Annotated in this window: 24 protein-coding genes; 9 read left to right on the forward strand and 15 right to left on the reverse strand. The window is 53.0% G+C overall.

Annotated features, from left to right (window positions below; genetic code table 11):
• Nucleotides 1-175: 175 nt before the first annotated feature.
• Together IDH45_RS10555 and IDH45_RS10560 are read right to left on the reverse strand one after the other, a co-directional pair.
• Complete coding sequence (locus IDH45_RS10555; RefSeq protein ID WP_190927297.1) at nt 176-685, reverse strand: GNAT family N-acetyltransferase; 510 nt, start codon at nt 683-685, stop codon at nt 176-178.
• A 624-nt stretch (nt 686-1309) separates the two neighbouring features.
• The gene (locus IDH45_RS10560) at nt 1310-1522 is read right to left on the reverse strand and encodes a hypothetical protein (RefSeq protein ID WP_190927299.1); all 213 of its coding nucleotides are present in this window, start codon (nt 1520-1522) and stop codon (nt 1310-1312) included.
• Nucleotides 1523-2617: 1095 nt separating this feature from the next.
• On the opposite strand from IDH45_RS10560, the gene IDH45_RS10565 reads away from it, so the two are divergent.
• Complete coding sequence (locus IDH45_RS10565; protein ID WP_190927301.1) at nt 2618-3088, forward strand: GNAT family N-acetyltransferase; 471 nt, start codon at nt 2618-2620, stop codon at nt 3086-3088.
• 127 nt (nt 3089-3215) lie between these two features.
• On the opposite strand, the gene IDH45_RS10570 is transcribed toward IDH45_RS10565, so the two are convergent.
• Entirely contained in the window at nt 3216-3407 is a 192-nt protein-coding gene (locus tag IDH45_RS10570; protein ID WP_190927303.1) for a hypothetical protein, read from the reverse strand.
• A 452-nt stretch (nt 3408-3859) separates the two neighbouring features.
• Between IDH45_RS10570 and IDH45_RS10575 the strand changes: the two genes are divergently transcribed.
• Both IDH45_RS10575 and IDH45_RS10580 read left to right on the forward strand, forming a co-directional pair.
• Complete coding sequence (locus tag IDH45_RS10575) at nt 3860-4318, forward strand: MarR family winged helix-turn-helix transcriptional regulator (RefSeq protein WP_190927305.1); 459 nt, start codon at nt 3860-3862, stop codon at nt 4316-4318.
• Between the two features lie 91 nt (nt 4319-4409).
• On the forward strand, nt 4410-4895 hold the full coding sequence (locus tag IDH45_RS10580) for a VOC family protein (protein WP_190927307.1): 486 nt from the start codon (nt 4410-4412) through the stop codon (nt 4893-4895).
• Nucleotides 4896-5062: 167 nt separating this feature from the next.
• Here the strand turns inward: IDH45_RS10580 and IDH45_RS10585 are convergent, their stop codons facing one another.
• Genes IDH45_RS10585 through IDH45_RS10595 form a run of 3 tightly spaced genes read right to left on the reverse strand, consistent with a single transcriptional unit; the run spans nt 5063 to nt 6912 of the window.
• A complete protein-coding gene (locus tag IDH45_RS10585) occupies nt 5063-5365 on the reverse strand; it encodes a putative quinol monooxygenase (RefSeq protein WP_190927324.1) in 303 nt (100 codons plus the stop codon).
• A gap of 1 nt (nt 5366) precedes the next feature.
• Nucleotides 5367-6359: a helix-turn-helix transcriptional regulator gene (locus IDH45_RS10590; protein WP_190927326.1), complete on the reverse strand. Its 993-nt coding sequence runs from the start codon at nt 6357-6359 to the stop codon at nt 5367-5369.
• A 55-nt stretch (nt 6360-6414) separates the two neighbouring features.
• Complete coding sequence (locus IDH45_RS10595) at nt 6415-6912, reverse strand: DinB family protein (RefSeq protein ID WP_190927328.1); 498 nt, start codon at nt 6910-6912, stop codon at nt 6415-6417.
• 301 nt (nt 6913-7213) lie between these two features.
• Between IDH45_RS10595 and IDH45_RS10600 the strand changes: the two genes are divergently transcribed.
• Nucleotides 7214-7864 carry a TetR/AcrR family transcriptional regulator gene (locus tag IDH45_RS10600; RefSeq protein WP_190927330.1) on the forward strand — a complete coding sequence of 217 codons (651 nt, stop codon included), beginning with the start codon at nt 7214-7216 and terminating at the stop codon, nt 7862-7864.
• A 15-nt stretch (nt 7865-7879) separates the two neighbouring features.
• The gene (locus tag IDH45_RS10605) at nt 7880-8389 is read left to right on the forward strand and encodes a DUF4188 domain-containing protein (protein WP_190927332.1); all 510 of its coding nucleotides are present in this window, start codon (nt 7880-7882) and stop codon (nt 8387-8389) included.
• Nucleotides 8390-8847: 458 nt separating this feature from the next.
• Here IDH45_RS10605 and IDH45_RS10610 read toward each other — a convergent pair whose 3' ends face one another.
• From IDH45_RS10610 to IDH45_RS10625, 4 genes are all read right to left on the reverse strand, one after another.
• Nucleotides 8848-11676, reverse strand: a complete 2829-nt coding sequence (locus IDH45_RS10610) for a glycosylhydrolase-like jelly roll fold domain-containing protein (RefSeq protein ID WP_190927334.1) — start codon at nt 11674-11676, stop codon at nt 8848-8850.
• A 70-nt stretch (nt 11677-11746) separates the two neighbouring features.
• The gene (locus IDH45_RS10615; RefSeq protein WP_190927336.1) at nt 11747-13078 is read right to left on the reverse strand and encodes an ABC transporter substrate-binding protein; all 1332 of its coding nucleotides are present in this window, start codon (nt 13076-13078) and stop codon (nt 11747-11749) included.
• Nucleotides 13079-13401: 323 nt separating this feature from the next.
• Nucleotides 13402-14238, reverse strand: coding sequence for a hypothetical protein (locus IDH45_RS10620; protein ID WP_190927374.1), 837 nt, complete (start codon nt 14236-14238; stop codon nt 13402-13404).
• A 142-nt stretch (nt 14239-14380) separates the two neighbouring features.
• A complete protein-coding gene (locus tag IDH45_RS10625; protein WP_190927376.1) occupies nt 14381-15262 on the reverse strand; it encodes an AraC family transcriptional regulator in 882 nt (293 codons plus the stop codon).
• A gap of 402 nt (nt 15263-15664) precedes the next feature.
• Between IDH45_RS10625 and IDH45_RS10630 the strand changes: the two genes are divergently transcribed.
• The gene (locus IDH45_RS10630; RefSeq protein WP_190927378.1) at nt 15665-17104 is read left to right on the forward strand and encodes a hypothetical protein; all 1440 of its coding nucleotides are present in this window, start codon (nt 15665-15667) and stop codon (nt 17102-17104) included.
• Between the two features lie 507 nt (nt 17105-17611).
• Nucleotides 17612-18130 (forward strand): phosphotransferase-like protein, encoded by a 519-nt coding sequence (locus IDH45_RS10635; RefSeq protein ID WP_190927379.1) that lies wholly within the window; start codon nt 17612-17614, stop codon nt 18128-18130.
• Nucleotides 18131-18225: 95 nt separating this feature from the next.
• Here IDH45_RS10635 and IDH45_RS10640 read toward each other — a convergent pair whose 3' ends face one another.
• Nucleotides 18226-18816, reverse strand: a complete 591-nt coding sequence (locus IDH45_RS10640; protein WP_190927381.1) for a S26 family signal peptidase — start codon at nt 18814-18816, stop codon at nt 18226-18228.
• Nucleotides 18817-19395: 579 nt separating this feature from the next.
• Here IDH45_RS10640 and IDH45_RS10645 point away from each other — a divergent pair.
• Nucleotides 19396-19758, forward strand: coding sequence for a hypothetical protein (locus IDH45_RS10645; protein ID WP_190927383.1), 363 nt, complete (start codon nt 19396-19398; stop codon nt 19756-19758).
• Nucleotides 19759-19904: 146 nt separating this feature from the next.
• On the opposite strand, the gene IDH45_RS10650 is transcribed toward IDH45_RS10645, so the two are convergent.
• Nucleotides 19905-21317, reverse strand: a complete 1413-nt coding sequence (locus tag IDH45_RS10650) for a GNAT family N-acetyltransferase (RefSeq protein WP_190927385.1) — start codon at nt 21315-21317, stop codon at nt 19905-19907.
• Nucleotides 21318-21718: 401 nt separating this feature from the next.
• On the opposite strand from IDH45_RS10650, the gene IDH45_RS10655 reads away from it, so the two are divergent.
• On the forward strand, nt 21719-22462 hold the full coding sequence (locus IDH45_RS10655) for a hypothetical protein (RefSeq protein ID WP_190927387.1): 744 nt from the start codon (nt 21719-21721) through the stop codon (nt 22460-22462).
• A gap of 98 nt (nt 22463-22560) precedes the next feature.
• Here IDH45_RS10655 and IDH45_RS10660 read toward each other — a convergent pair whose 3' ends face one another.
• From IDH45_RS10660 to IDH45_RS10670, 3 genes are all read right to left on the reverse strand, one after another.
• Nucleotides 22561-23301, reverse strand: a complete 741-nt coding sequence (locus IDH45_RS10660; RefSeq protein WP_190927389.1) for a Fic family protein — start codon at nt 23299-23301, stop codon at nt 22561-22563.
• 75 nt (nt 23302-23376) lie between these two features.
• Entirely contained in the window at nt 23377-23766 is a 390-nt protein-coding gene (locus IDH45_RS10665; RefSeq protein ID WP_190927391.1) for a hypothetical protein, read from the reverse strand.
• Nucleotides 23767-23831: 65 nt separating this feature from the next.
• Nucleotides 23832-24023: a hypothetical protein gene (locus IDH45_RS10670; RefSeq protein ID WP_190927393.1), complete on the reverse strand. Its 192-nt coding sequence runs from the start codon at nt 24021-24023 to the stop codon at nt 23832-23834.
• Nucleotides 24024-24029: the final 6 nt, after the last annotated feature.

The following is a 24029-nucleotide window of genomic DNA, read 5'->3' on the forward strand; positions in this document are numbered from 1 at the left end:
TAATAGTCGTTTCAGTTCAGAAATGTGCAGTATAAAACTGTTACATCTAAAGGACTTCTACCTCTATCTTACTCTTTTTTAGAGAGGCATTAACAGTTTATTCGCTTTCTTGCCTTATTTTCGTCCAGGCACAGGGCGGATTCCTTTAGTTTTCGCCCCCGCCCCCGATTTATTCTTAGGACTGGAAGACAAATACAGGTCCGTCCCACTTGTCATTCCGAACGATCTCTTCTTGGTAAGCTCCTTCCCCTGTGTATTGGGCAATGACCCGTTTCCAGAATTCGTAAGCGGGCTTATTGGCCAGCGTTTGCCGGATCTCCCAACTGCCGCGAAACTGTTGAAATAACGAAAATGCCGCTTCCTTGCCGACTCCTTTGCGCCTATATTTGCGCATAATAAAGAAATCGCCGATCGAGTTGGTTTGCTCCGCTGTGCTTAGCTTCATATATTCCCGGGGAATATCGAGACTCACCAGGACAAAGCCTGCAATCTCTCCGTCCGCTTTCACCAGAAAGGGACGACGGTACTCGTCCGTCCACTGGTGATCCAAATATTTATACATATAGAGCCCATGTCCGTTCAGAACATGTCCATCATATTCACTGCTGTCATAACGGTACAGCTGGAGCAGATTACTAAGAATCGACTTATCTTCATAGGGTACTAACGATAGTTGAATGTTCATATTATCTCCTGGCTCCAAATTAGTTCCGTATGATGCTATTACTCCCGTTTTCGAAGACTTTAAGGTAGTTATCAACGATGCCGTTCTTCCGTATCGGGTGTTGAATGCCGGAAGAAGGCGTGCCGAAGACAATGTTTGATAGGAAGCTCGGCAAGCTTTGACGTCTAATTCACGGTTTAATTCTCCGGCAATGACGCCTCTCTTTAACGTCTCTTCAAAAATAGCACAGAAGCACCCCTTATTGTGAGCTCCTGTGTATTCTTTCTCAATCAGATCCTCAAATAAGGATCGAAAAGCTTCTTTCACAGTCGCAGGCTTTTGCAGAACAGCCCGAATACAGGAGGAATGCGGTTGCCATGGTATCACCCCTTGGTGAAATAAAAAAACACCCTCAAAGGAGAGTGCTACTTAATCAGGTTGTCTTCTATTGTTTTAAATCTTGAGTGACAGTAATTTTAGCAGTTATCGATAGCCAATCGTTGATACTAGGTCCAACAATATTAAGCGGTTCTTTTGATCTGTTATCTACTTTCAAGATCATCGCCTCCCGACTCATATGTTGACAGTATTCTCTTAGCTAGCTTCACTGCTTGATCAGAATTTAATATGATAGAACATTATCTTTCATGAATAATCTTTAATTCTTCTAAAAGAATGAGTTTGATCTTCCTCTCCAGTAACAAGATACTGCTTTGTTAATAGAACAGGGTCCAAATACTCTTCTATGAAATCTAATACGAGATCGTTGCTTGCATTTTGGTTAATTCTTACTGTTGTAGCATAATCCCTGTGATATTTTGGACTATCCTTATAAGTAAATGTAACCTCTTTTACCATGTATGACACACCACCCGGGCAGTGTTTGTCTACAGATTATACACTTCGGAAGTGGGAAATGGAATACTGTGGTAATAAGTATTTCCAAATGTGTCCAATTTGTCATCAAAAAGACCCCACAGAATCGTGGAGCCTTCTAATTGTAAAAATCTCCTATCCACTAAAATGATGGTTGTCAAACCATGTAATTTTGTGGAAGGTGAGGGAGAACGATGCAATTTGATTTTAACGATGCCTTTTCTGTTGGAGGGTAAAAAAAGAGTCGGCAGCCTCTTCTTTGGCAGGCGGCAGTTTACTAAGTTGTTCTCTGAAAGGATGCAGCTATCTTAGGCACCCAATCCCCTTTTCCTGCTCCCAACCAGAATGAAATAACCCAAAAAGCCCGACCTCGCTCGCTAACTGTTCACGCGGCCGGACTTCTTTTAGGCTATTCTCGATCGTTAACCAGCTACCTTTACCAATCGATTAAACATTATCCTTAACCTTGGTCATCCGTTCCCGCATCCGTCTAAACTCTGCTAGTCGCTTAGGCGAATATTTGCTTTCGTCAATCCGCCCCAACCGGATATTTTTGCGCAAACGCATTTCCAGTATCGTACAGAGGGTGAAGATCGGGATTGCAGCAGCAATGACCCACCCAATCGATGCTCCCGAAGGAATTGGCATACTAACGGCTCCTTTTCTTAGATAAACATAATTCGCCTACCCTTATTATAGTTCCAATTATACCAAAAATAAACAAATTTGAAGAGGTCTTTAGTAGGATATTAGCTAAAATTGTAAGAAAAACGTAAAAGGAAGCTTTTGTTGGTACAGAAAACTAGCAGTTTGCTTGCTTGAAACAATACTTTTGAACTTTATCATTGTAAAAAACCTAAATTTTGGCGTAGCGATAAAAGCTTTTAATCGAATTCTTTCCACGCCATTGCCATGTTGAATGCCTTAAATTTCGGATTTCAGACCCCTGCCGCCGCAGACTTACATCTATTAAACGTTTTTTGGAGCGAACAAACATTTTGGAATATTCAAACGAACACAAAAACCGTTATAATGCTACTAAGATTAGATGAGCTGAGCGAAGAAAGGTGAGACGAGATGGATGTGAGGATTGAACGGGCGCTTACGACCGATGCGGAGGAAATCTTAGCTCTGCAAAAACTGGCTTACCGGAGCGAAGCCGAGCTTTATCGCAATTACGGGATCGAACCTCTTGTTCAAACAATTGAACATGTGAAGCTTCAATTCCAAAACCACACCGTGCTGAAAGCGGTCAGCGATGGAAGCATCGTCGGCTCGGTCAGAGCTTATGCCAACGACGGGACTTGTTTCATCGGCAAACTGATCGTACACCCCGGCTATCAGGGCAGAGGGATCGGCACGACATTGATGAACGCAATCGAAACCTTCCGCCCCGCGGGCAGATACGAGCTGTTCACCGGCAGCAAGAGCGTAAACAATATTCGCCTTTACCACCGGCTAGGGTACCGGATTTTTAAATACGAGACCGTCGAGCCGGATTGGGGTCTGGTGTTCTTGGAAAAAAACAGAGAAATCCAGCCTCTGTGAACCTCTCGACAATGAATGGACGAGCTGCTCCATTTACGGACACTCCAATATCCCGAACCTGCACAAAACCCGGCATCCATAGAAGCGATATGGACGTCCGGGTTTTATTCGTGCCGGATTCAGCATATTACGAAGGGCCGTCGTACTCTAAAGCCGCTTTGAGCTCATTCCGCCTTTCGGCCGCCTCCCATGCGCTCTCCAGCTCGAGACCGGACAGCGTTACCTGATCCGCTTCCCGGATATATCTGGCGGCCAGGTCGAGCTCGTCCATCCCGAAGGCGATATCGGCACGCAGGACGTACGCCTTGAAACGCAGCACCGCCCCGGCGTCCTCCCCTTTCGACAGCGCCAGATCCAGTACTCTGGCGGCACTGGCAGGTTCGTCCTTGGCATACGCGAGCCGATAGGCGGTCTCGAACGCATTTTCTCCGGTGGCGAACGCAGGCGTATACGTTCGGTTTCGCCTGCCGATACGTAACTTCGAATCCCAGCGCTTGGTAAAAATCGAGCTGCTCGTTTATCGATGTGCAGGGGAATATCGGTATTGCCGTGCCCGTCTGATTGGTAGACAAATCTTCAGCCTCCTCGCTGCCATTCAAATAATTACCCTTTCATCATACAACGTTGATGCAATGCCAAGATCGGCAGGCGAGCTTCCTTGTTTTCCCGCTCACTTCTAACGAAAAGCCGTCAAATAGAGGTTCGCCCTTTACAATCTCGATGTATCGGCTATAATTTAATTAGAATTCTAACTATATGAGGTGCATACGTATGAACGGAAGCGGACATGAGGCTGAGGCCTGGCAGTGGGAGAACGGACCGATCGGCCGCCTGGTGAAAACAGGCTATATTACGCTGCGCAGAGAAGTGGAGGAGCTGCTCGTACCGGTCGGGTTAACCCATACGCAGTGGAGCGCGTTAAGCGTTATCCGCCATTATCCGGGCATCACGCCGTCCCAATTGGAGCCGATTCTCATGATCGAACGGCCTAGCGTCACCAGCCTGATGAACGGACTGGAGGGCAAAGGCTATGTGATCCGCAAGGATCATCCGTCGGACGGCCGTTCCAAGCAAATCTTTTTAACGGACACCGGGCGGAAGATGGCCGAGGATACGCAGCATTTCACCGCCATTCTGGAGGAACGGGTTAAGGAAGGGATGACCGCCTCCGAATTCGAAACCTTAAAAGCGCTCCTGATCAAAATGGTCGGTTTATTCGAAAAGGAGTGACGGCCGTTTATTTGCCCATATAGTTAGAATTCTAATTATATGTCTTGGGTTCATTATTCATTCATACCCCAAGCAAGGAGATTGATCATTGATGACGGAACACCCCCAAGCAGGAGTCCCGGATTCAGGCTGGCAAGGCATCCATCACATCGCCTTGGTCACCCCGGATTTGGACGCTACCGTTACGTTTTACGAGAATGTGTTGGGCATGCAAGCGACGCCGGTGTATCCGGCAACCGCGCAGCGCGGCAGGCATTGTTTCGTGAAGCCGGGAGACACGGAATGCTGGGGCATTCATTTCTTCGAAAACCCGGATGCCCGAATATTCGAAAGCGCCGATGCCCTGAGACGTCTATCGGCCAATCCGCAGGCGGCGGACCTGTACCGGTTTTTGCCCGGGGCGCTTCAGCATGTTGCTTTTGCTATGAGATCCGAACAAGACGGACTCGCTCTCCGCAGGAAATTGGCCAGCCACGGCGTCGTGATGACGGACCTATACGATCAGGGCCGTTTACGCAATTTTATTTTTATCGATAACAACGGGATTCAGTTGGAAGCCGCATGGCCCAAGCCGTAAATCAATCACAGCGGCAGCAGATGCGGTGCGTTACGCCCAGCCTTTCGCACCCACGCTGCTGCTCCCCGCGCGGTGCCGCCTCTTGCTGACTGCCCGGTATGCGGGAGGCGGCGCTCCTGAAGGGCGCCGCCTGATCCGTTTCCATTTTACCGGCTAACGCCAAACGCCTACAGTCCCTTGCCCCCGATCGGGCGCACCGGTACGCCGCTAACCCCGGCGATCAAAGGCCGACAGCGCTGGATGACCGCCAGCACCCTCTCATTTTTCAAGGACGCGGCATGCGCCTCGGCATTCTCCCACAGCTCCATAATCCATAACACGTCCGGATCGTCGACCGATTCGTTGATAATGTAGAAGATGCAGCCCTCCATTCCCTCCAGCGTATCTGCGGATTCCAGCATCAGCTTGGCCAGCTCGTCGCGTTTGCCCGGGTGTGCCTTCAATTGGCCGAACATCGTATATTTACTCATCCTAATCTCCCTTTTCTTGTTCAAGTTTGGCTAACATCGCCTCGTAATGCGCAGTTACTTTCGCCCCGGCTTCCGCCATTTTCCGCACGAGCAGCTCCGATCCGATCGAAAGCGCCGTCCCGTACGGCATCAGGAAATAGGGCACATATGTCAATAAAGTCGAACGTTCCAGCAGAAATACAGCTTCCTCCGGCCGCCGCTCCGTCAGCGCGTGCCCGAACAGCCAGTGACGGCATAATTCGTTCAGCACCTGCTCCTGGGCGGTGATCCGCACCGTCTCCAGCTCCGCGGCCCCTTGCGAACCCGGAAGCAGATTGCCGAGCAGAAAGTCTTTCGCTGAAAAGCCTTCCGGACGCTCAAACCTCGCCTCGGTCTCGCCCAGCCGGACAATCCGGTCCACACGAAAGCTTCGCAGCTCCCCCCGGTACGCGCAATGGCCGACCGTATACCAGCTTCCTTTCCAGTACACGATGCCGTATGGGTCGAACCGCCGCTTGGAGGAGCCCTCCCCTCTGCCCCGGTCGTATTCCATCTCCAGCGTTCGTCCCTGCCCGGTCGCCTCCTCGAGCACTTGCAGTAACGCCCGATGCTTGCCGTCGATAGGCGGATAAATGACTGATAAGCCGCCGCCGTGCCGCTCCAGGTGGTCCAACTGCTTCTCATTCGCGTATCGCCTCAGCTTGTCCATCGCCCGCTCCAGCGCTTCCGAATGCGGATACCCTGCTTCCCTGGCGAACACGGAGGCGTGAATCAGCCCCTTCTGCTCTTCCGGATCAAAGACGAGGGGGGAGTCGGCGAACCGGCTCAGGATGCGGTACCCTCCGTTCGGGCCCGAATCGGCGACGATCGGTACTCCGCTCGCGCACAACGAGTCGATGCAGCGGTAGACGGTCCGCACGTGAATCTCCAGCTCCTCCGCCAGCTGCTTGGCGGTCATCCGCTTGCCGCTGCGCAGCATCCAGAGGATCGATAACATATTGTCCGCTTTGGTCATTCTCCAAACCCTCTTTCCCGGAATCCGGCCGGCTCGTCCTCCCCGAAACTGCCGATTACTCCAGCGGCTTCATCCCCTGGTCGATCCAATATTCGTAGGTCGGACCGTAGACGTCGGGAGCCCGGAGTCCGGCTTGCCGCATCAACACTGTCATCTGCCCCCGATGATGGGCTTGATGCATCAGTGTAAAGTGCATGGAGTCGCCATTCCGCCATTCTTCCCCCATAATCGTGACCGTCCCGTCGAGATGAGCGTCGCTCCACTGTGTCTTCACCGCCTGCAATACTGCCGCGCTGATACGCCGATATTCCCCGGCGATCTCGCCGGCCGATTCCGGAGCACTCCCTCCCTGTGCCACTCCTTCGAAATCGAGGCCGAGCGCGGACATATAACCCGCCGATGTGACCAGATGCCACGCCAATCCGCCCAGCGTCCGCCGCCCGGAGACGACCCGCTGCCGCAAAGACTCGTCGGTTAATACGTTCAGCACCCGTTCGGTCCGCTCCGCCTCCTTCTCCCATTCCTTCGCAAAATCCGCTATCGTCATATACATAACCGTTCCTCCCGATTGTTTTTTTACCCTCGAATGGAGTATACTACTCGATCCCTGACAGAAACGGTCAGTTATTTTGCGCGACGATCGATTTTTTTGACGCGACCTCTTACTTGCGGCCTTCCGGATTCCTTGTTTTGCGATAAGCTCAAGCTGTTTTTTTGTCTCGGTACATTCAGCTTAACCATGAAGGATAATCCGTTCAACTTATATTGCAAAAAACATCTGTACGGGGCACGCCGATACTTTATCTTGACAAAGTAAATTAACATGAGTTAATTTACTTATTAGAGTTAATCTTATGGAGGCGAACGAAATTCAACATGCGGATATTCCTTTAAGAGAACTGAAGAAGGCGCGAAGCAAAATAGCGTTGTACGAGGCCGCTTTGTCGCTTCTGGGCGACAAGATGTTCAGGGACGTGATGCTCGACGATATATGCCGGAGGGCGGAAGTGTCCCGGGTGACGTTTTTCAAGTTTTTTCAAAGCAAGGACGATCTCCTCCTGTATTTTATGCGGGTATGGCTGACCGAGAGGATCATCGAGATCGAGGAGGAGCGCAAACGCGGGTTCGGGGCCATCCGGCATCTGCTCCATCATGTGGCCGAACGGTCCAGACACCAGGCGGGGCTCGTCCCGAGTCTGATCGCTTTTCTGGCGGAGAAAAACATGCATCCGTGCATGCCGGAGCTGAGCCAGGCCGAGGTGCGGCTGCTGTTTCCCGGCCATGAGATCGAGGGTGCGGTCAGCCCCAATATGTTCGAGCTGTTTCGCCGGTGCATGACGGAAGCGAGCGCCGACGGGACGCTGAGAGCGGAGATTACGGCGGAATTTGCGGTACAAGGATTGTTCACCATCTTTTACGGAGCTTTTCTGACCGCCCAATTGTATGCTTCCACCGATATAGCCGGCATATATGAAGCCCATCTTCAACTGTTGGAGAACAGGTAAAGGAGCGATGCGCGCGTGAGCATAGTAAAACCTGGCCGGTATACGGCCCATATGGAAGGGTCCTTCGTGGTGTTTATAATCGGGATGCGGATTAACAAGCTGTGGGCGGTACACAAATGGCTGCCGGTACTAAAGGCCATGAACCCGATGATGCAGGAGCTGTACCGGAATAAAGAGCTGGGCTTTCTGGACGCGAGCTTCCATCTGTCGTGGCGCGGCGTATCCGTCGTTCAATATTGGCGGTCGTTCGAGCAATTGGAGGACTATGCGCGGAAAGGGGCGATCCATCTGGAGGCGTGGCGTAACTTTAATCAAAAGGTCGGGACGAGCGGCGGCGTCGGGATTTACCACGAAACGTATCTGATCCAGGAAGGACAGTACGAGTGCCTGTACAACAACATGCCCGTATCCGGCTTAGCCAAGGCGGGAGCTCATGTTCCGGCCACCGGCAAGCGCGAGACTGCGAGCAGAAGACTGGGCCGCGACAGCGAGCCGGCTGTCCCTTCGCCTACGAATCCGGGGTAAGCCGGATCGAAGCTGGAGGTCCCCCGCTATGCGCTGAAAACGGAATGCGAACAACGACCGGCCTATCACAAAATAAAGGTCTTTGGGGCCCTCTATTTTCGGCTTTTTCGAAAAACAAGCCGAATAAAGGCGGTTTACACCCCTTATTTCAACCAACTGACGGGGTATGCTCCCTTTTCGCCGATTTTAAAAGCCCCAAACCGCTCTTATTTCCCAATCGAAGCGGGTTTCGGACCAAATAAAAGCTGCAAACCACCCTTATTCGCCCCTCCCCCTACATTTACGATTTATGGTGACCTCCTTCGAACCGGCTTTCCCCGTAAAAAGGACCTCGGCCCCCGCAATACAGCGGGATTAGAGGTCCTTTCGTTTGGAACCCGGGGCGTTCCCAGGCTATATGAGGATCATACGAGCGCTTCCGGAACAGCCCCGCTCCCCTTCAACGCTTTGCGTTACTTCTACCCAAAACTCACCGTCACCGGACCCAGCAAGCCCGACGGCAGCGAAGCGCGATTGTACGCATTTGCCAAGCTGTTCGTTACGCGTATGCGCAGCGTGTTCACCCCGGGACGGACGAGGCCGGAAATGTCCGCGTAACGGTATGGCTTCCAAAACCGGACGCCGGCAAACGTTCCGTTCACGTCCACCTCCGCCATCTCGTGCACATCGCCCAGATCGAGCCGGATCACCCGATTGCCGCCCGCATCCTCCGGCTCCAGCCGGAATTCACTCTCGTAGACGACCGCCCCGGAGAAATGCTCCATCCCGCTCCACTCCGTCCAAGAGACGAGAGGACTGGAGCCGGGTGCGGATATGGATACCTCTCCGCCGGAACCGACAGATCCGGCTTCGGAAGCGGCCGCCTCGGGCCTTGCGCCTACCTGCTGGAGCGTGGCCGCGCCTTGCGCGGATGCGGCACTCGCCTCCAGGCCTCGGCCCTCCAGCTCTACCCGAATGTCCCAGCCGCCGTCGATGCGGATCGTACGTTCCTGCATCGGCGCCTGCTCCAGGTCCGGCACAGCCTCCGGCCTGCCCGGCCCGGCTTCTTCGCCAAGCCGTACCGGCGGACGCGTCGCATCGGCGCAGTAGATCACGCTGGCGCGTCTCTCGAGCGCAACCGGCACACAGACGCCGCCAAGTCCAAGTGCAGCTCCGCCCGGCTCAAGCACGCCTTGCACGCCGGTCGTCCCCTCCCAAGCGTCCCACCGCTCGACGAATCCGTTCGTGTCCAACTGTGCGGTCCCCGCATAGGCCGCCTCACCCTCATTGACGAACAGATAGAAGGTGAGCCCCCCTCTCCGGACCGTGCTCACGCGAATGTCTGGCGAGACCGGATGCAGCTTCACCGAACGGAGACGACGCGCATCCAGAATCGCCGGCAGCTCCGAAACGGATACAACCGCAGCGTTATCCAGCTCCCCGATCCGGCCCCGGCCCGTATCGGGCAGAGACGATTCCGCAGCACCCCGGAGAGCATCCCCGTCGGGAGCGGAAGACTCCGACGAATCAAGCCGAGACGGATCGGCGTCCGGGAGAGACGGAGACGCATCCTGCCGCAACGAGTCCGCAACGGAGCGCTCATCTGCCGCTTCGTCCCGAATCGTCACGACGATCCCCCCTGTCTGCGCGAATGCCCGCAATCGCTCCCGCGTATCCTCCAGATACCGTTCGGGCCGATCCACGATGATCACTGCATAGCTCTGCTCGGCAATAAGCGCCTGCCCGCCGCGGAATTCGCAGGAGGACACGAGCAACTGCTCCTCCAGATAATTGAACTCGATCTGATTCTCGTACAGAGGGACGGCCGGTTCCCAAGGGAGCCGGTCTTCCTCGCATAGTATCGCGACCTTCGCCTCGTTGACGCTATCCGTCATGAGCCAGCTCATCCGCCTCATGTAAGTGCTGAACAACGCGTAGTGCGGCCACAAGATGCTATTCGGGCCGACATCGGGCGGTCTCTCGTGCTTGCGTTCCTCCGCGATCGAGTAGTAGAACGCGTGCGGTGCAAGCAGATTAACTCCTCGGACGAACAACCAGTCCATGTACCATTTCATCTCGTCCGCAGTAAAATTCCATCCGATGTCGTCCTTGAAGCAGGCACCGAAGCACTCGTTCAGGTTCCGCCTTCTCCTCCTGTGTCTGGCCGCGTCGGAGGAGCATTTGCCGAGGGTGCTGTGAGCTCCTGTCAGCGATTGGCCGCCGGGTTCGATGTAGCGCCAGACGATGTCCTGGCCGGGAAGCTGAAATGCCTCCAACAAGCCGATCTCGTCGCTATGGCCGGGATGTCCGGTCAACTGGATGCCGTGCTCGTCACACCAGACCGACAGCGGCCGGTAGAAGCTCTCGGCGAGGCGCGCATTAACCGCCTTGCCGTAGGCGGCGCGGGCGCGTTCCGTCCCGCTTCCCGCCTCGAACCACAGTGCCGGAAGCTGCTCCTCCTTGAAGCCGAACGGCCCCGCATAGTCGAGAAACCCGCTTGTCCACGGCTTCAGACCGGAACGGTGCGACCTGCCGAGTATATTAGGCTCGTCGGTGAACATCGCGATGACGGTATTCCCGAAGTAACGCTTCAGCTTGGCGTAATACGCCTCATGCGTCAGCCGGATAAATGACGCCGTAGCCTGCGGGTTCAGCAGATCCGCCGCTGCCGGTGCGCCCGGCTCCCCGTCGTCCTGTCCCCAGTAGACCCCTCTGATTTTACCTCCGGAATACGTCTCGACGAACTGCAGCATCGTCCATTCTCCGCCACCTTGCGGACGGAAAACCTGCGCCGCCCGCTCGTCTTCGAATACGATCGCCGAGTCCGGATCGACACTGCCTGCGGCCGTCTTGCGCACCGCCTGCACCGATACGAGCGTCTCCCCTTCCGCGAGCGGCACCGCCTGCCAGCCGGTCGTGCCCAACGGCTGCTCGATCATCCGCAGCCCCCGGCTCGCGTGGGCCGGATCGTCCCGGACGACCATCCCCATCGCAGATCCCGAAGGATACATCGCCTCATCGTACAGGATCACCTTCATATCCAGCCGGTCCGCCTCGACTACAGCCGTTTCGACAAGCCCGAGGTAAATCTCGGACAAGTACGGGATCGATTCGGACAAGCCGAGCCGCGGGTGAATGACGAATCCCGCCACCCCTTTGCTATAGAAATCGCGAATTTGCCGGACGATTTCCGCGTCATTCAAAGCATCGTTCCAGAACCAGAACGGCATCGGGGAAAACTCGTCATCCGGCTTGAGAAATTGCCGTTTCTCTCTCTCCAGTACAGTTTCGTCTCTATCCGCCATCATTGTATCGTCTCCTTGCCCGGATCTCGTGTTGCCCGGCGCGTTTGTCGGCCAGTCATGCATCGCGTACGGATTATTTCTTCATCGCACTCTGCAGCTCTGCGACCTTCTTATCCGTCAGAGCCGCCGTCTCACGCATAATCGTGTTGATATCTTTCTGCCCTTTGATTACGTCGGCGATTGCTGCCGAATAGATGCGTTCCACCTCAAGCTCATAAACCGATCTGTACGGGATGGGGGCCAGCTTGTTAAAGTATACGCCTTTCCAGTTCTTCCCCTTAAACTGGCTTTCCTGGCCGAACGCCGCTTTTACCGACTCCTCCTTCAGCACCGACATAACGCCTTTCTTGGAATTGGCCGTCTGGACTTCCAGCGAAGTCAGATATTTGATCACTTCCATCGCAGCGTCTTTGTTTTTGGCCATCGACGTAATGCTCATACTCACCGCGGCCGCCTGTCCTCCGACTCCGTTCAGCTCCTGGAAGGTCGGGAAGGCGACCATATCCCAGTTGATCTTCTCCAGTTCCTTCGGAACGGCGATCGGGAATTCCGAATGGAAGTGAAGCATCGCGACATCTTTCGTGTTCGTAAACCCGATCCGGTTCGGCAAAGCGTTTTTCGCCTGCACCTGGCTTTTCAGCGCGTTCTCCGCATCCGTATCGAGGAAGACGGTCTGGATCATCTTCTTCCACGTCTCCCGCTCGAACGTTGATTTCCCGGTCTTCTCGTCCAGATACGGCTCCGAGAACGGGTTCAGCTTCAGCGAGAACGGCTGCGAGCCGACGAAGCCGAAATATTGGACGCTCCCGTCTTTGCGCGTCAGCTTCTGAGACATCGCTTTCATCTCATCCCAAGTCATCCCGTCCTTCGGATAAGGGACGCCGAATTTATCGAAAATCTCTTTGTTGTAAAACACCATCGGCACTTGCAGGCTGGTCGGCAGCATATACAGCTTCCCGCTACCGGCTCTGCGGATTCCGTCGATCACCGAAGGCTCGAATGCCGCCAGATCGACCCCGTGCTTTTTCGCAAGCTCCGTCATGTCGTACTGAATGTTATAGTTCAGCAGCGGCTCCAGCACATAATCGAACACGTTGTAAATGATGTCGACGCGATCGCCCGCGGCAATAATCTCCGGAATCAACGCGCCTTTCCCCGCACGCGTATACTTGATCGTATACTCCGGAAATTTCGCCCGCAGCGTGTCGCCGAACTTCCCGTTAAAGCTCTCTTCCGCCTCGCCCGAATTGCTGTAGAAAATCAGTTCGACCGGCTCCGCCGGCTTCTTCGGAGTATCGTCCGGCTTAGCGCCGGGTGCGGGCTCTGCGCCGCCTCCATTCGCGCATCCCGTCAGCAGCGAGCCGAACAGCGCCGGAAGCAGCGTCCAATAAGTAACTTTTTTCATCGTATAACCCCTTTGTCCCGAGTATGGGATGAATCCCGATTTCATACGTCAAAGTCTGCCTATAGATAAGCAGCCTTCGCAGGCCAACCGCCTCCTCCTTTCTTCCGCTTCGATGCGAGCCGTCCGATCCGGCATGCCCCGTGTAACTCTAACTATATCGCCGCCCCTCCCGCGGCTCCATGGCCGCTCCGGACTTTTACTTTGCCGATTCGGTCATTTCTTGCCAAAAGAAAAAGACGCCCGAAACCGCAGGCGTCCTCTTGCATGATTCACTTGTATATCGGCAGACGCCGGTTTGCAGCCTCCCGGCACGGCCCGCCGGCCTATCCGTTAAATATACGGAGCAGTCCCGGCCAGATGTGCTGACGAACCCCGCAATGCGGGCAGTCCGTATCGCCCGCCAGCTCGGGGAGGTGGTGCAGCATCGTAGCATCCCCGACAAGCTCCGCCTGCCGATACAGCACCCGAAAGCCGCCATCCTCCATCGTCTCCGGCTCTCTTCTCTCGATCCGGCTGCCCGGCTGATCGGGCTCGTTTACCGGATCGTCCTTGTACACGATTAATGTCTCGCACTCGGGCTCCTCCGGCCACAGGTACACATCTTCGCCGCATTCCGAACAGCCGAACACATACTCATCGCCGCCCGAGAACGTAAGCAGCATGCAAGCCGCGGCCTTTGAACCCGCATAGGCGGCAGCGGCAGCCAAGAAATAGCGTTTCTCCGACTCCGGCTGCTCGCTCCGTACATAGTCGATCAGCGTTGGTCCCAGGGCCCCCAGTCCGGCTACCGCCTTCCGGTAGGAACGGTAGATGTCTTGAGCCGTTTCGGGTGAGACCTGAATCCCGTCTCTGGCATATTCAGCCGCAACCTCGTTTTCCGGTCCGTTCCCATTATTCGCCTCGAAGATACCGCATTGGATATAAATGTCCAGCTTCGTCTCCGGATTATCGGTATTGTGCGCAAGCACGGCCAAATAAGGAACGGCGGCGTATGTGCAGCTGTACAGCGTATTTTGGTGATACAGATGTTCCCAGATCAACTTGTCTTTGTCCTCGGCGTCGTATTGCTCCTGCAGCCGGGTGAGCAGGAGGGGAACCTCCTCGGACGATCCGTACGGACCGCGCAGCTCGCGCCATAGCGGATCGGATAGCGGCAGCATGACTTCAGCCTCTTTTCTGTATGTAGTCGGTTAGCAATCTATCCCAATTATACTCCGGGAGGAGAGCGGCGTAACTCCGACGCAAACCCTATTTTTAGGGGAAAATGGGGCCACTCCCTCCTCTTCCGCCCGCCCAGAAGCATCAGCGGCTCTGTTCCCGGTATTTCCCCGGCGGGCAGCCGACCTCCCGGGTGAAGGTCCGGCTGAACGAGGCGGCATCTTCATAGCCGACAAGCTCGGCGATCTGATTGATCTTCTCGTCCGTCTCGACGAGCAGACGCTTCGCTCGTTCCATGCGGATTCGCTGAACGTAACCGATCACGCTCGTCCCGAGGTGGCGGTTGAACTGCCGGTTCAACTGCCGGACGCCGATGTAGAACAGCTCGGACAGCAGCGGCAGCGTAATTTTCTGATCGTAATGCCGCTCGACGTAACCGCACACCCGGCGAACAAGCAGCTCGCTGGAACTCGGCATGCCGATGTTCGTATTCCGTTCGTTGTAATACCGGGACAGCAGGATGAACAGCTCGGTCATCCTCAGTTGGACCAGCGCCTGATATCCGGGTTTCTGCTGCTGCATCTCCTGGTGCAGCTCCTCGAGAATTCCCTTCGTCTTATCCGCCGTCTCGCCGCGCAGCTTCAGCTTGTGGTAAAACCGGGCGTCCCCGTTCAGGAACGGCTGAACGTAGAAGAAGTCGAGCCTATCTGACAGACTCAGCTCGCGCAACAAGTACACCGGAATGAAGCCGGGCTCGAACAAACAGTTAATGACCTGAATGTTCTGCCCCGCTCCCACCATATAACCGTGTTTCTCCCCGGGGTTGATGATGAACACATCCCCCTCCCCGATCTCGTAGGAGATGTCCTGAAACAGGTGGGTTGCCCGCCCCGAGGCTACGTAGATCAGCTCCACGAACTCATGGATGTGCAGATGGGGCATATCGCGTTCATCGTGGCGGTTGCGCTGAATCCAGAAAGGAAAGTTGCGCGGATGCTTGTATTGGTTTAACGATTTGATCAACATACGGACGGCACCCCGTTTCCGTTAGGTTGGTTGGGTCGGTAAGGTGAGTTCGGCACCTCGGACAATCTTTTATGCAAGCGCCTTCACAAAAATGTTGCAGGAGCAGGGATGTAACTCTCTTGCATTCGACTATACGGAGAATTTACTGGATTTGTCAATCCATAAAGACGAGGGTTCGCCGACCGAATGTGTTCTGCGGAAAATGACCGTTTCTGCATAGCGAAAGTCCATAATTTCCATATACAGGATCGTCCGGCCGTGGTACTTTGAGTTCATTGGGAAAGAGACCGTTTTCTTTGCAACCGTAGTTTTCGTAAACCTGCTACTGGTGTGCAACACGCCAGGCTTGCCGCCCGGAAGTCACTGGACCGTTATTCGTGGATATAGAGGAGGCGCCTCAAGATGGATCGCAAAATGAGCAGAAGGGTATTGCTCGGCTCGGCGGGTGCGGCCGGGGCCGCCCTGATCGCAGGCAGCCTGCTGACCCTGGATCACGCCGACGCATCGGGCGACGATAAGATCCGGACTGTCAGCGACATCACGGAGCTGCAAAGCTTAACCGCTGCGCACGAAGGGCAACAGATCGTTACTCGCGGTTATTACGCGGCGGGCGATGGCGGCGGAGCCGTCTACACCGTGGTCAGCACATCGGCTTACGCGGGCACGCCGGATCAGATCATCGATTTCCTTCTCGCCGCTTCGGGCAAAGTGGCGGTTATGAACGTTTCCGGCGGTATCCATATGAAGCAAGCGGGCGTTCAATCGGGAGTCGACTGTACCGCCAGAGTGAAGGCGGCCTATGCCAGAAACGCCGCGCATTATTATTACGAAGGCGATCTGGCCCCGCTCATCGATTGCGCCGATCCCGCTTATCCGGCCAGCAAGTTCGGCGGGGGAATTCAACCGCCCAGCAACAGCTATCATTGGTTCGACGGGCTCTTTAAATTTCAGGCGAAGCCTAACGGGTTAGCCGAATACGTGCTGTTTAATCTGCAAGGACGCGAGCATGTGACGCTGGTGCGCCCGTGGATTGTCGGCGATGTGCAGACGCATACCGGGACGAGCGGCGAATGGGGATTCGGGTATTACATCGGCAACAATTCGGCCGCCAGCACCCTTCCGATCCCCGAGCACATTACGCTGCAGGACTGCATCGCCGATTCCAACCGGCGGCAGGGCTTGTCCGTCACGGCGGTGAAGCAAGGGAGAGTCGTCGGCGGCAGCTACAGCCGCACAGGCGCGATCTTGTCTACGCCTCCGGCGTACGGCATCGATATCGAACCGAATGCGGTAGCGAGCGCTTATATCGATATTTCACTAATCGATGTGCAGACGAGCCACAACCTTCGGGGAGGACTGCAACTCGTGCCCGGCTTCCTCTCGGGTCCGGCGGTCGCCGATCCGTTCTTCAACGTATATGTGGAAAACTACCGTTCCCTCGAGGACGGCCCCGTCGGTGCGCTGCGATTTGCCTATCCCGACTTGTCCAACGGCGGCATCCGGTTGAACCGGAAAATATTCGGGCAAATCGTCATCCGGAAAGCGACGATTCTCCATTCCAAACGAAAAGGAGTCGAATGGGCCCGGTGGATTCCGAATGCGCCGGAGGTGGTCGGCACCGATATTTCAGTCATCGATCCGAATATGGAGGGGATTACGAATCCGGCCAGCAACGGAGAACGGTCCGGCTTCTCGATCAACGTCACAGCGGATGATGTAAGCAAAGGAATGACGGGCCCGGGCGCGATCACCCTGATCCGCCCTCAAGCGATCGACAGGCGGACAGCGTCAAGCTGCAATTCGCCGGAGTTCGTCCCCGCTTCGAGCTCAATCAGAGTGTGACCTTAACGGACGGAGCGCTGGCTGGTGTAGAGCTGTTTCTACCTGCCGCTCAGACGGGCTCTGTGGACGTCCATCTACCGGATGCCGGCAAGTCGTTGGGACTCGAATACGTAGTAGTCAACGGTTCACAGGCAGGCGGCCTCCTTAACCTCGTCGCGAGCGGAACGAATAACCTCAAGGAAAACGGGCTTCCCGGCGTCACTCAGCTGGCGGTCAGTCCCGGCGACGCTTATTGCCTGCGGGCACTGGTACCTGGTGTTTGGTCGGTGGGGAGGTTGTAGGGGTTGGCAGAGTAGGCAGTATGAAGAGACTGTGATGAATGATAGACTAATAACCCACCTTTGACCGGAAGGTTTAAGGCGGGTTTTATTTTACTTCTTGGGTCTTAGACTTGGTACGGCATTAGGCTAAGAGGGCAATATCGTTCAACTATAATTGTTTTCTCTACCCTGGTTGTCAGCAAAAATGTTAAAATCTACCTATACAAAACAGATAGGGAGTTAAGTGATGAGCAAAGGAAAAATCGTATTCTTAAACGGCGTAACCAGTTCGGGAAAAACATCTATCGTAGATGCCATTCAGTTAAAGTCGGATGAATTTTATTATGTTGTTGCAAATGATCTATTTGAAGAAATGATAGGTGAACGTTATCTTCGTGAAGATTACTGGAAGTATTTAAGTGATGCTATTGTCATGATGTATCATACCGCCAGACTTTTTTCTGACCATGGCAAGAATGTACTGATTGACGGCATCTTGGTAGAACGACCTGAAATTAAACCTCACTATGAAAAAGTAAAAACCATCTTTACCGGATATCCTCTTTATATCTTTGAATTGTTTTGCCCTTTGGAAATTTGCCGTCAACGAAATATACGACGTGGAAATAGAACCGAAGACCAATCGGATGAGCAACACAAATTGATGGCAGCAGATATACAATATATATGTACTGTCCACACACATGTAAATACCCCGGAAAAATGCGCAGATGCGATTCTGCAAAAACTCGCCTCGCTCGACTGAGCATGCAAGACCGGGCGGATAAATTGCTCAACGGACTACGATAGCTCTCAACTTTCCGTTTAGCGAATTGTGTTTGTAATTCCATCGTCAAGACTCTATAGAGATTTCATCCAACCGACGACCTTGCCTTTAATCGTTTCTTTGGGCTGTGGTTCGGTAAATCCGCTTCTCCACCATACATCGCTTGCGAGAAGAAATTGCCCTTCTAAGAGTAAGATCTGCTGATCCAGATTCAGAGCTTGGTCGGTTCCATTAATAAATCCGTCGGTATAATATTCTTTGCCATATAAGGTATCAAGCAAACGATCATTAATGTAGATCTGGCCCTTCTTCACCTTGAGAGTTTCTCCGGGCAGAGCAACTACCCTAGAGACATCGTACTCTGCTCTTTTTTTATTATTAATCTCTTCTTCGGTTGCATTCGTTTTGTAATAAACGACATCGCCTCTAGCAATTTCCCGACTCTTGTAGTAGTCAGGGTCTATTACTAGAGTCGAGCTTGCAGCGTACTGCTCAGAACGATACATGCCATCGTGATGAATTCGATGTGTGATCTGACCGGGACCCTTTTGTTCAAGTAACGGCAGTTCGTATTTTGTAAACTCATCTACGATCGGCTTTTTGGTGTTGCAGCCCGCTAAGAGTATCATTGCAACAACAGCAACAATCAGACCTTTTTTATACATAACAGCCTCCGACTTCTCCGTTGTTGAAGTGCCTTCAACAAACTCACTCCAGGAATCGCTAATACAGTGAAAAGCCTAATACTCTCCTTCATATTGACCTGCAGAGTTATTAAAACATATAATTTCCATATTAGTAATATATTACTTTTATCATGAATAGTACACAACCAAGTCATGGAAGGACGGTTTTTTGTGAAAAAAATTTTCAAACCATTGATATTATTGGCGCTGATCACGATCGCCCTCCCCAATCAAGCTTTTACTTCCAACAAGGTAGAGACAACGTTATACTCCTTTAACCTAACCGCGGGTCCTAGTAAGACCCCCTTACATCTGGAAGGCCCTCTTCTGAATTATGACGGAAAAGCCTATGCGCCAGTCCGAGCATTGGTAGAAAGCATGGGCGGCCAAGTTTCTTACCAAGAGAAGGAACGAAACATCGAGATCGTATTTCCGACGCCCCGGAGCAAGAAATCCGAAGTAAGCTCCGTAAAGAAGCAAGGAGACTTTACACTTCTCCTTCATTCCAGCAAAAAAACATATGCACATGATGAGCCTTTAGACATATGGGGAACTTTTATGTATTCGGGCGAACAGGAAGTTACGATCGGTCATGGAGCTCCCATACTAAGGTTCTACATTACCGACGCCGACGGACATGCATCCGGCGATTTTACCGAAGACTTTTTGAAAAAGGAGCCGATCGGCAACAATACCGTGTTCACCTCCTCCCTATCGTGGAACCCTCTTATTAATTTGAACTATATGAAGAGCGGGATTTCAGATTCCAATAACTTCAATGCTGCGTACCCGGAACCGTGGTTATTGGATCAAGGAGTGTATACGGTCGGCATCGTATTCGACAACCTGATAAACGATGAACGCTTTACGATGGAAACGGAGATCGTCGTTGAAGTGAAAGACGACGGGGACGAGCAATGAATGCTCAAAGTTGGGGCGACTTCCGTACTTTTACAAAGCGAGGGCCGCGACCGGCCCACATAGACCGGCCGTCGCCCCTCGCGAAACTCCCCTTTAAGTGCGAGTTCAAAAAGTCCGGTTTTCAGTGGGCTTTTTGAACAACCTCTTTAACGGGGAATTATCAATTCCCGGGTCACTTCAAGCTGGCTCCGGTCTACTTCCACAAACCCGAAAGAGGCATACAGCCCGGCCGCCCGCTCATTGTCCGGCCGATGGCCGAGAACGATTTTGTCGCAATTGTGCTTCTCCTTCATATAACGGACAAGCGCCTCCATGCCCGATCGTCCCAAACCTCTGCCCTGGAACAGCCGGTCGATCATAAACGCCATGATCCAGTAGCTTCCGTCATCCGGATCGACTGCGTACACCGCCAAACCCACCATCTGTTCGCCCGTGTACAAAGCAAGCGGCGTAAACCCGCAGTAAGCCGACTCCGCCAGCCAATAGACCGTCTGCACCGGAAAGACGTCGGTCTGCTCCTCCGTGACCTGCAGCTGCGTACAATCGTACCAATTATCCGCATCGACCGGCTTCAGCTCGACCTTCGGGCGGAACTGATCGCGTATCCGGTCACAATAGCCCATCAGCTTCTCCCGGAGCTGCAGTGCCCAGTCCGGCGATAGCGACATATCCATCCCCTCTACGCTGCGCAGCAGCCGCGCGAACGTATACAGCGCCTCGAATCTCCGGAACACGGGGATCAGGCGAACATCAGATTCGTCCAGTTCCCGGACGGATCTGTACCCGGCCAGAAATGAACGGATGCTTCGCTCCGCTTCTTCTCCCTCCCCCTCCAGAAGATCGGATATGGCGGACGTCACATCCATCATGTACCAATGGATCATCGCATCGTCAAAATCGATTGCGTAATAACGCGATTCCTCATCGGAATAAAAGAGGTTATCCGTCTCGAAATCGTAATGGATCAGCCCGGTATGCCCGGTACCCGATGGAAGCTCGGCGAGCTCTCCTCGCAGTCGTTCGAGTTCATGACGAAGCACCGTTTCCCTCGGGTAACGTTGCAGCACCGATGCGATAAACGCCAGCGCATCTTCCCAGCTTCTTGGCAAGGCCGTTCCCGACGTATACGTTTTGGATAACCTGTGAAGGGAAGCGAGAGTTTTCCCCCACCCCGCCAGATGGGCATCTGACATCGAAGCAATCGGGACATGTTTGCCCTTGGCTTGCTCAAACACCACCCCGTAGTATAAACCGTCCTCCGTTAATACCGTTTCGATCCAGACTCCGTTCGTAGAGCGGACCGGAGCGACGGTCGGATAGCCGTGATCCAGCAAATACAGCATGAAATCCAACTCGGCCTGAATCCGGCTGACCGTCTTGTCCGTTTCATGGATGAACCGGAGCCAATGCCGTTTACCGTCCCTCTCGAAATGGTAAACAAAATTGCTGCTCGCCCTCCAGAACGTTAACGTCCCTTCGTCATGCGCCCAGCGCTCGATCAGCAGTTTGGCGGGCGCGTCGTGCTCCAGCCCTTTTATCATATTTGTCAGCAGCATCATGTCCGTCTTGCCTCCCATATGCCTAATGAGAGGTGTTACTACATAAGCTGAACTCCTGGGGTTTACCGACTCCGCTTAACCATGGAGGCCATTAGTTCAACTAATAATTCACGAGCAAAGCCCTCTCACCGGCTGTTTTATGAATGTGTACGCATGCAAACATCATCACTCCTTCAAGTGTAGTAGAGATCGCCGACTGATCGATATAGCTGTGCGGCGCTTCCCTCATGGAACATTGTCTGTGATATCGTTAGCTGCATAAAGATACCATTTGTATGAAATTGATTTTTCCGGGGAACCCGAAGGATAAATTTAACTTATAACGAACTTTTTCCATGTTTGGGGAGTCGTATAAGGATAACGTCCGTCCGAGGTAACGCGGGATAAGAGGGGTGCATGTAATGAACGTAAGCCGGACATGTTACATCGCTTGGCTGCTGGTACTCCTATTGGGACACAGCTCAGATGAACGGAATTACACGCCCGCTAAAACGCACAAAGAAGCTCACGGCACTATAGGAACAGAACAAGCAGCCGAAACGGTACAGTTAGCTGCTCTCCGGGACATTTACCTGACGGCTGAAAGCATGCCGAAGGGCGATTTATTGGAGGGAATAACCGTTACTAGCGGAGATCGGAGCAGACAATTCGACTGGGCCACGGTTACTAACCCCATTTACTCTCCCCGGTTGTACGCCGTCGATCTGAATGCCGATGCAAACGATGAAATCATCGTCATCCTAACGATAGGAACCGGGACCGGCGTGCTCGAGGAAGACATTCATGTGCTGGACGCGATGCTTAACGAGATCCTCGTTGAAGACCCGGTAGCCTGGATCGAGCAACAAACAACGAATAAGATCATCAGCAGTGATAATCAGATATCCGTCCAGTTGGATGTACAAGGGACTCGCGTGGAGAATGTCTATAACCGGTCTGATGCCGGCAGTTGGAACGAAGCCCTGGGCTTCGGCTCGATCGTCAAATACGATGTAAAGGGTCAGCAAATAACGGCGCGTGTATCAGCTCAAGCATCTCCCACTGTTTTTGTTGGGGATTTAGAAGTGACGTATACTTCCTCCGGCTTCGTCCTCCGATGCGGCTTGATCCAGTTTGCAGACTTTGATGAGGAGAGGAATGGCTGATGGAAAATAGGACCGAATAGCGGCGAGCGGCCGTTCACAGAAAAACTTGGAAGGCGGCTTGCTCCCCAAACAAAAAAAGCGGGACGTCCGCCCCGCTGTTACTTCACGACTGAAATATATCTTTGCAGGCTATCCTTTACACAATCGCCTATAAGTTCGAGAAAGGGATTCAAATTGCCGTTTTTGCTTGCCTCTTCCAGGCTTTCATAGTAGTTCAGGCGAGCCTCGCTGGCCGCTTTGACAATAGCGGGCGGATAGCCATGCTTCATTAAAATTAAATTCATTAACAACCGTGCCGTTCTCCCGTTGCCGTCCGAAAAAGGATGGATGTAAACAAATTTGAAATGAAACTCAGCAGCAAGATTAACCGGGTGCAAGATGTCTTTATGCTCCTCATACCATTGAACCAATTGCTCCATTTGTTCCTGGACCAGCGTATAGTGCGGAGGGGTGTGCTGAGAGCCGGATATGAACATATGAATCGTCCGATAGTGACCGGCATTAGCATCATCTATATTTGTAAGTACCAGCTGGTGAACCGATTTTATTACATGCTCCGTTAGTTCGATACTCCGGTGAACGATATCTTGAACGTAACTGATCGCTTCCGAGTGATTGATAACCTCGAAATGTTCCCTAAGTTTTTTGCCGCCGATCGTGAGCCCTTGTTCTAATACAAGTTTGGTCTCGAGCAGGCTTAATGTGTTACCTTCGATTGCGTTTGAGTTATAGGTCCACTCTACCCGATAAACTTCATCCAGGTTCCTAACTGCCGCAGACGGCAAAGGTCTACACCGATCCAGCTCTTCCTTTAGCTCATTAAGAAGGTCTACATTCATAATCCCCCTCCTCCCTGGACCGCCCGCTTCGGCGCACGGGTTACCGCAGCGGCCCAGCGGATATGGAAGACAGCCTTACGTTGTTACGTTCTCGAACAATACGGGAAGCCCGTCCGAGCGGTTGAGATGAAAGAATACGATAAACGTGTCTACCGAACGATCGCCATGTTTTGTTTTTTTGAGCATCTTTCTGCTTCTGTTCAGAATATAGTCCTTATGGTTCATCGAGAACATAAAACCTAAGCCGGACGTCATGGTAAACTTCTCCAGGTGGATCAGTCGGGTATATACCAGAGCAGAGCCCTGCACGCTTCCGCTTAAACCTCGATCGACCAGTTTGACAGGTTGGTTCGAACTGTGGAGCACATCATGCAGTACGAGAACCCCTTCCTTCTGATCGACCTCCGTTATCTCATACAGCGATGACTCCGATTGAAGCATAGCTGCCAGCAATTCCTTTTCCAAAGGGTCCTCCGAAAGATGGTTGTCTGCGAATCGGGATAACAGGCTCTTACCCTCCCGTATATTTCCTAAATATTAAAATCACATAGAGCATCATGATCCGCTTCCGTCTCAATAACCACTTGATTCCGGTTGTTCAGAATCCCGATGAGCCCGGCGGCTTGCTTGAACTCCGTTTCATGGACATAAGCCTCTAAAATTTTTGTGTGCAGGTGTACTTGCGTTTGTCTATATAATTTGTATTGGTCGATGTAAGACACTGTACT

It is taken from the genome of Paenibacillus oceani, assembly GCF_014705615.1.
GTDB lineage: Bacteria > Bacillota > Bacilli > Paenibacillales > NBRC-103111 > Paenibacillus_AB > Paenibacillus_AB oceani.

What these genes read in the sequence shown, in the direction of transcription:
- IDH45_RS10555 (WP_190927297.1), bottom strand. Translation starts at nt 685, where the DNA reads ATGAACATTCAACTATCGTTAGTACCCTATGAAGATAAGTCGATTCTT.
- IDH45_RS10560 (WP_190927299.1), bottom strand. Translation starts at nt 1,522, where the DNA reads ATGGTAAAAGAGGTTACATTTACTTATAAGGATAGTCCAAAATATCAC.
- IDH45_RS10565 (WP_190927301.1), top strand. Translation starts at nt 2,618, where the DNA reads ATGGATGTGAGGATTGAACGGGCGCTTACGACCGATGCGGAGGAAATC.
- IDH45_RS10575 (WP_190927305.1), top strand. Translation starts at nt 3,860, where the DNA reads ATGAACGGAAGCGGACATGAGGCTGAGGCCTGGCAGTGGGAGAACGGA.
- IDH45_RS10580 (WP_190927307.1), top strand. Translation starts at nt 4,410, where the DNA reads ATGACGGAACACCCCCAAGCAGGAGTCCCGGATTCAGGCTGGCAAGGC.
- IDH45_RS10585 (WP_190927324.1), bottom strand. Translation starts at nt 5,365, where the DNA reads ATGAGTAAATATACGATGTTCGGCCAATTGAAGGCACACCCGGGCAAA.
- IDH45_RS10590 (WP_190927326.1), bottom strand. Translation starts at nt 6,359, where the DNA reads ATGACCAAAGCGGACAATATGTTATCGATCCTCTGGATGCTGCGCAGC.
- IDH45_RS10595 (WP_190927328.1), bottom strand. Translation starts at nt 6,912, where the DNA reads ATGTATATGACGATAGCGGATTTTGCGAAGGAATGGGAGAAGGAGGCG.
- IDH45_RS10600 (WP_190927330.1), top strand. Translation starts at nt 7,214, where the DNA reads ATGGAGGCGAACGAAATTCAACATGCGGATATTCCTTTAAGAGAACTG.
- IDH45_RS10610 (WP_190927334.1), bottom strand. Translation starts at nt 11,676, where the DNA reads ATGATGGCGGATAGAGACGAAACTGTACTGGAGAGAGAGAAACGGCAA.
- IDH45_RS10615 (WP_190927336.1), bottom strand. Translation starts at nt 13,078, where the DNA reads ATGAAAAAAGTTACTTATTGGACGCTGCTTCCGGCGCTGTTCGGCTCG.
- IDH45_RS10620 (WP_190927374.1), bottom strand. Translation starts at nt 14,238, where the DNA reads ATGCTGCCGCTATCCGATCCGCTATGGCGCGAGCTGCGCGGTCCGTAC.
- IDH45_RS10625 (WP_190927376.1), bottom strand. Translation starts at nt 15,262, where the DNA reads ATGTTGATCAAATCGTTAAACCAATACAAGCATCCGCGCAACTTTCCT.
- IDH45_RS10630 (WP_190927378.1), top strand. Translation starts at nt 15,665, where the DNA reads ATGGATCGCAAAATGAGCAGAAGGGTATTGCTCGGCTCGGCGGGTGCG.
- IDH45_RS10635 (WP_190927379.1), top strand. Translation starts at nt 17,612, where the DNA reads ATGAGCAAAGGAAAAATCGTATTCTTAAACGGCGTAACCAGTTCGGGA.
- IDH45_RS10640 (WP_190927381.1), bottom strand. Translation starts at nt 18,816, where the DNA reads ATGTATAAAAAAGGTCTGATTGTTGCTGTTGTTGCAATGATACTCTTA.
- IDH45_RS10645 (WP_190927383.1), top strand. Translation starts at nt 19,396, where the DNA reads ATGTATTCGGGCGAACAGGAAGTTACGATCGGTCATGGAGCTCCCATA.
- IDH45_RS10650 (WP_190927385.1), bottom strand. Translation starts at nt 21,317, where the DNA reads ATGATGCTGCTGACAAATATGATAAAAGGGCTGGAGCACGACGCGCCC.
- IDH45_RS10655 (WP_190927387.1), top strand. Translation starts at nt 21,719, where the DNA reads ATGAACGTAAGCCGGACATGTTACATCGCTTGGCTGCTGGTACTCCTA.
- IDH45_RS10660 (WP_190927389.1), bottom strand. Translation starts at nt 23,301, where the DNA reads ATGAATGTAGACCTTCTTAATGAGCTAAAGGAAGAGCTGGATCGGTGT.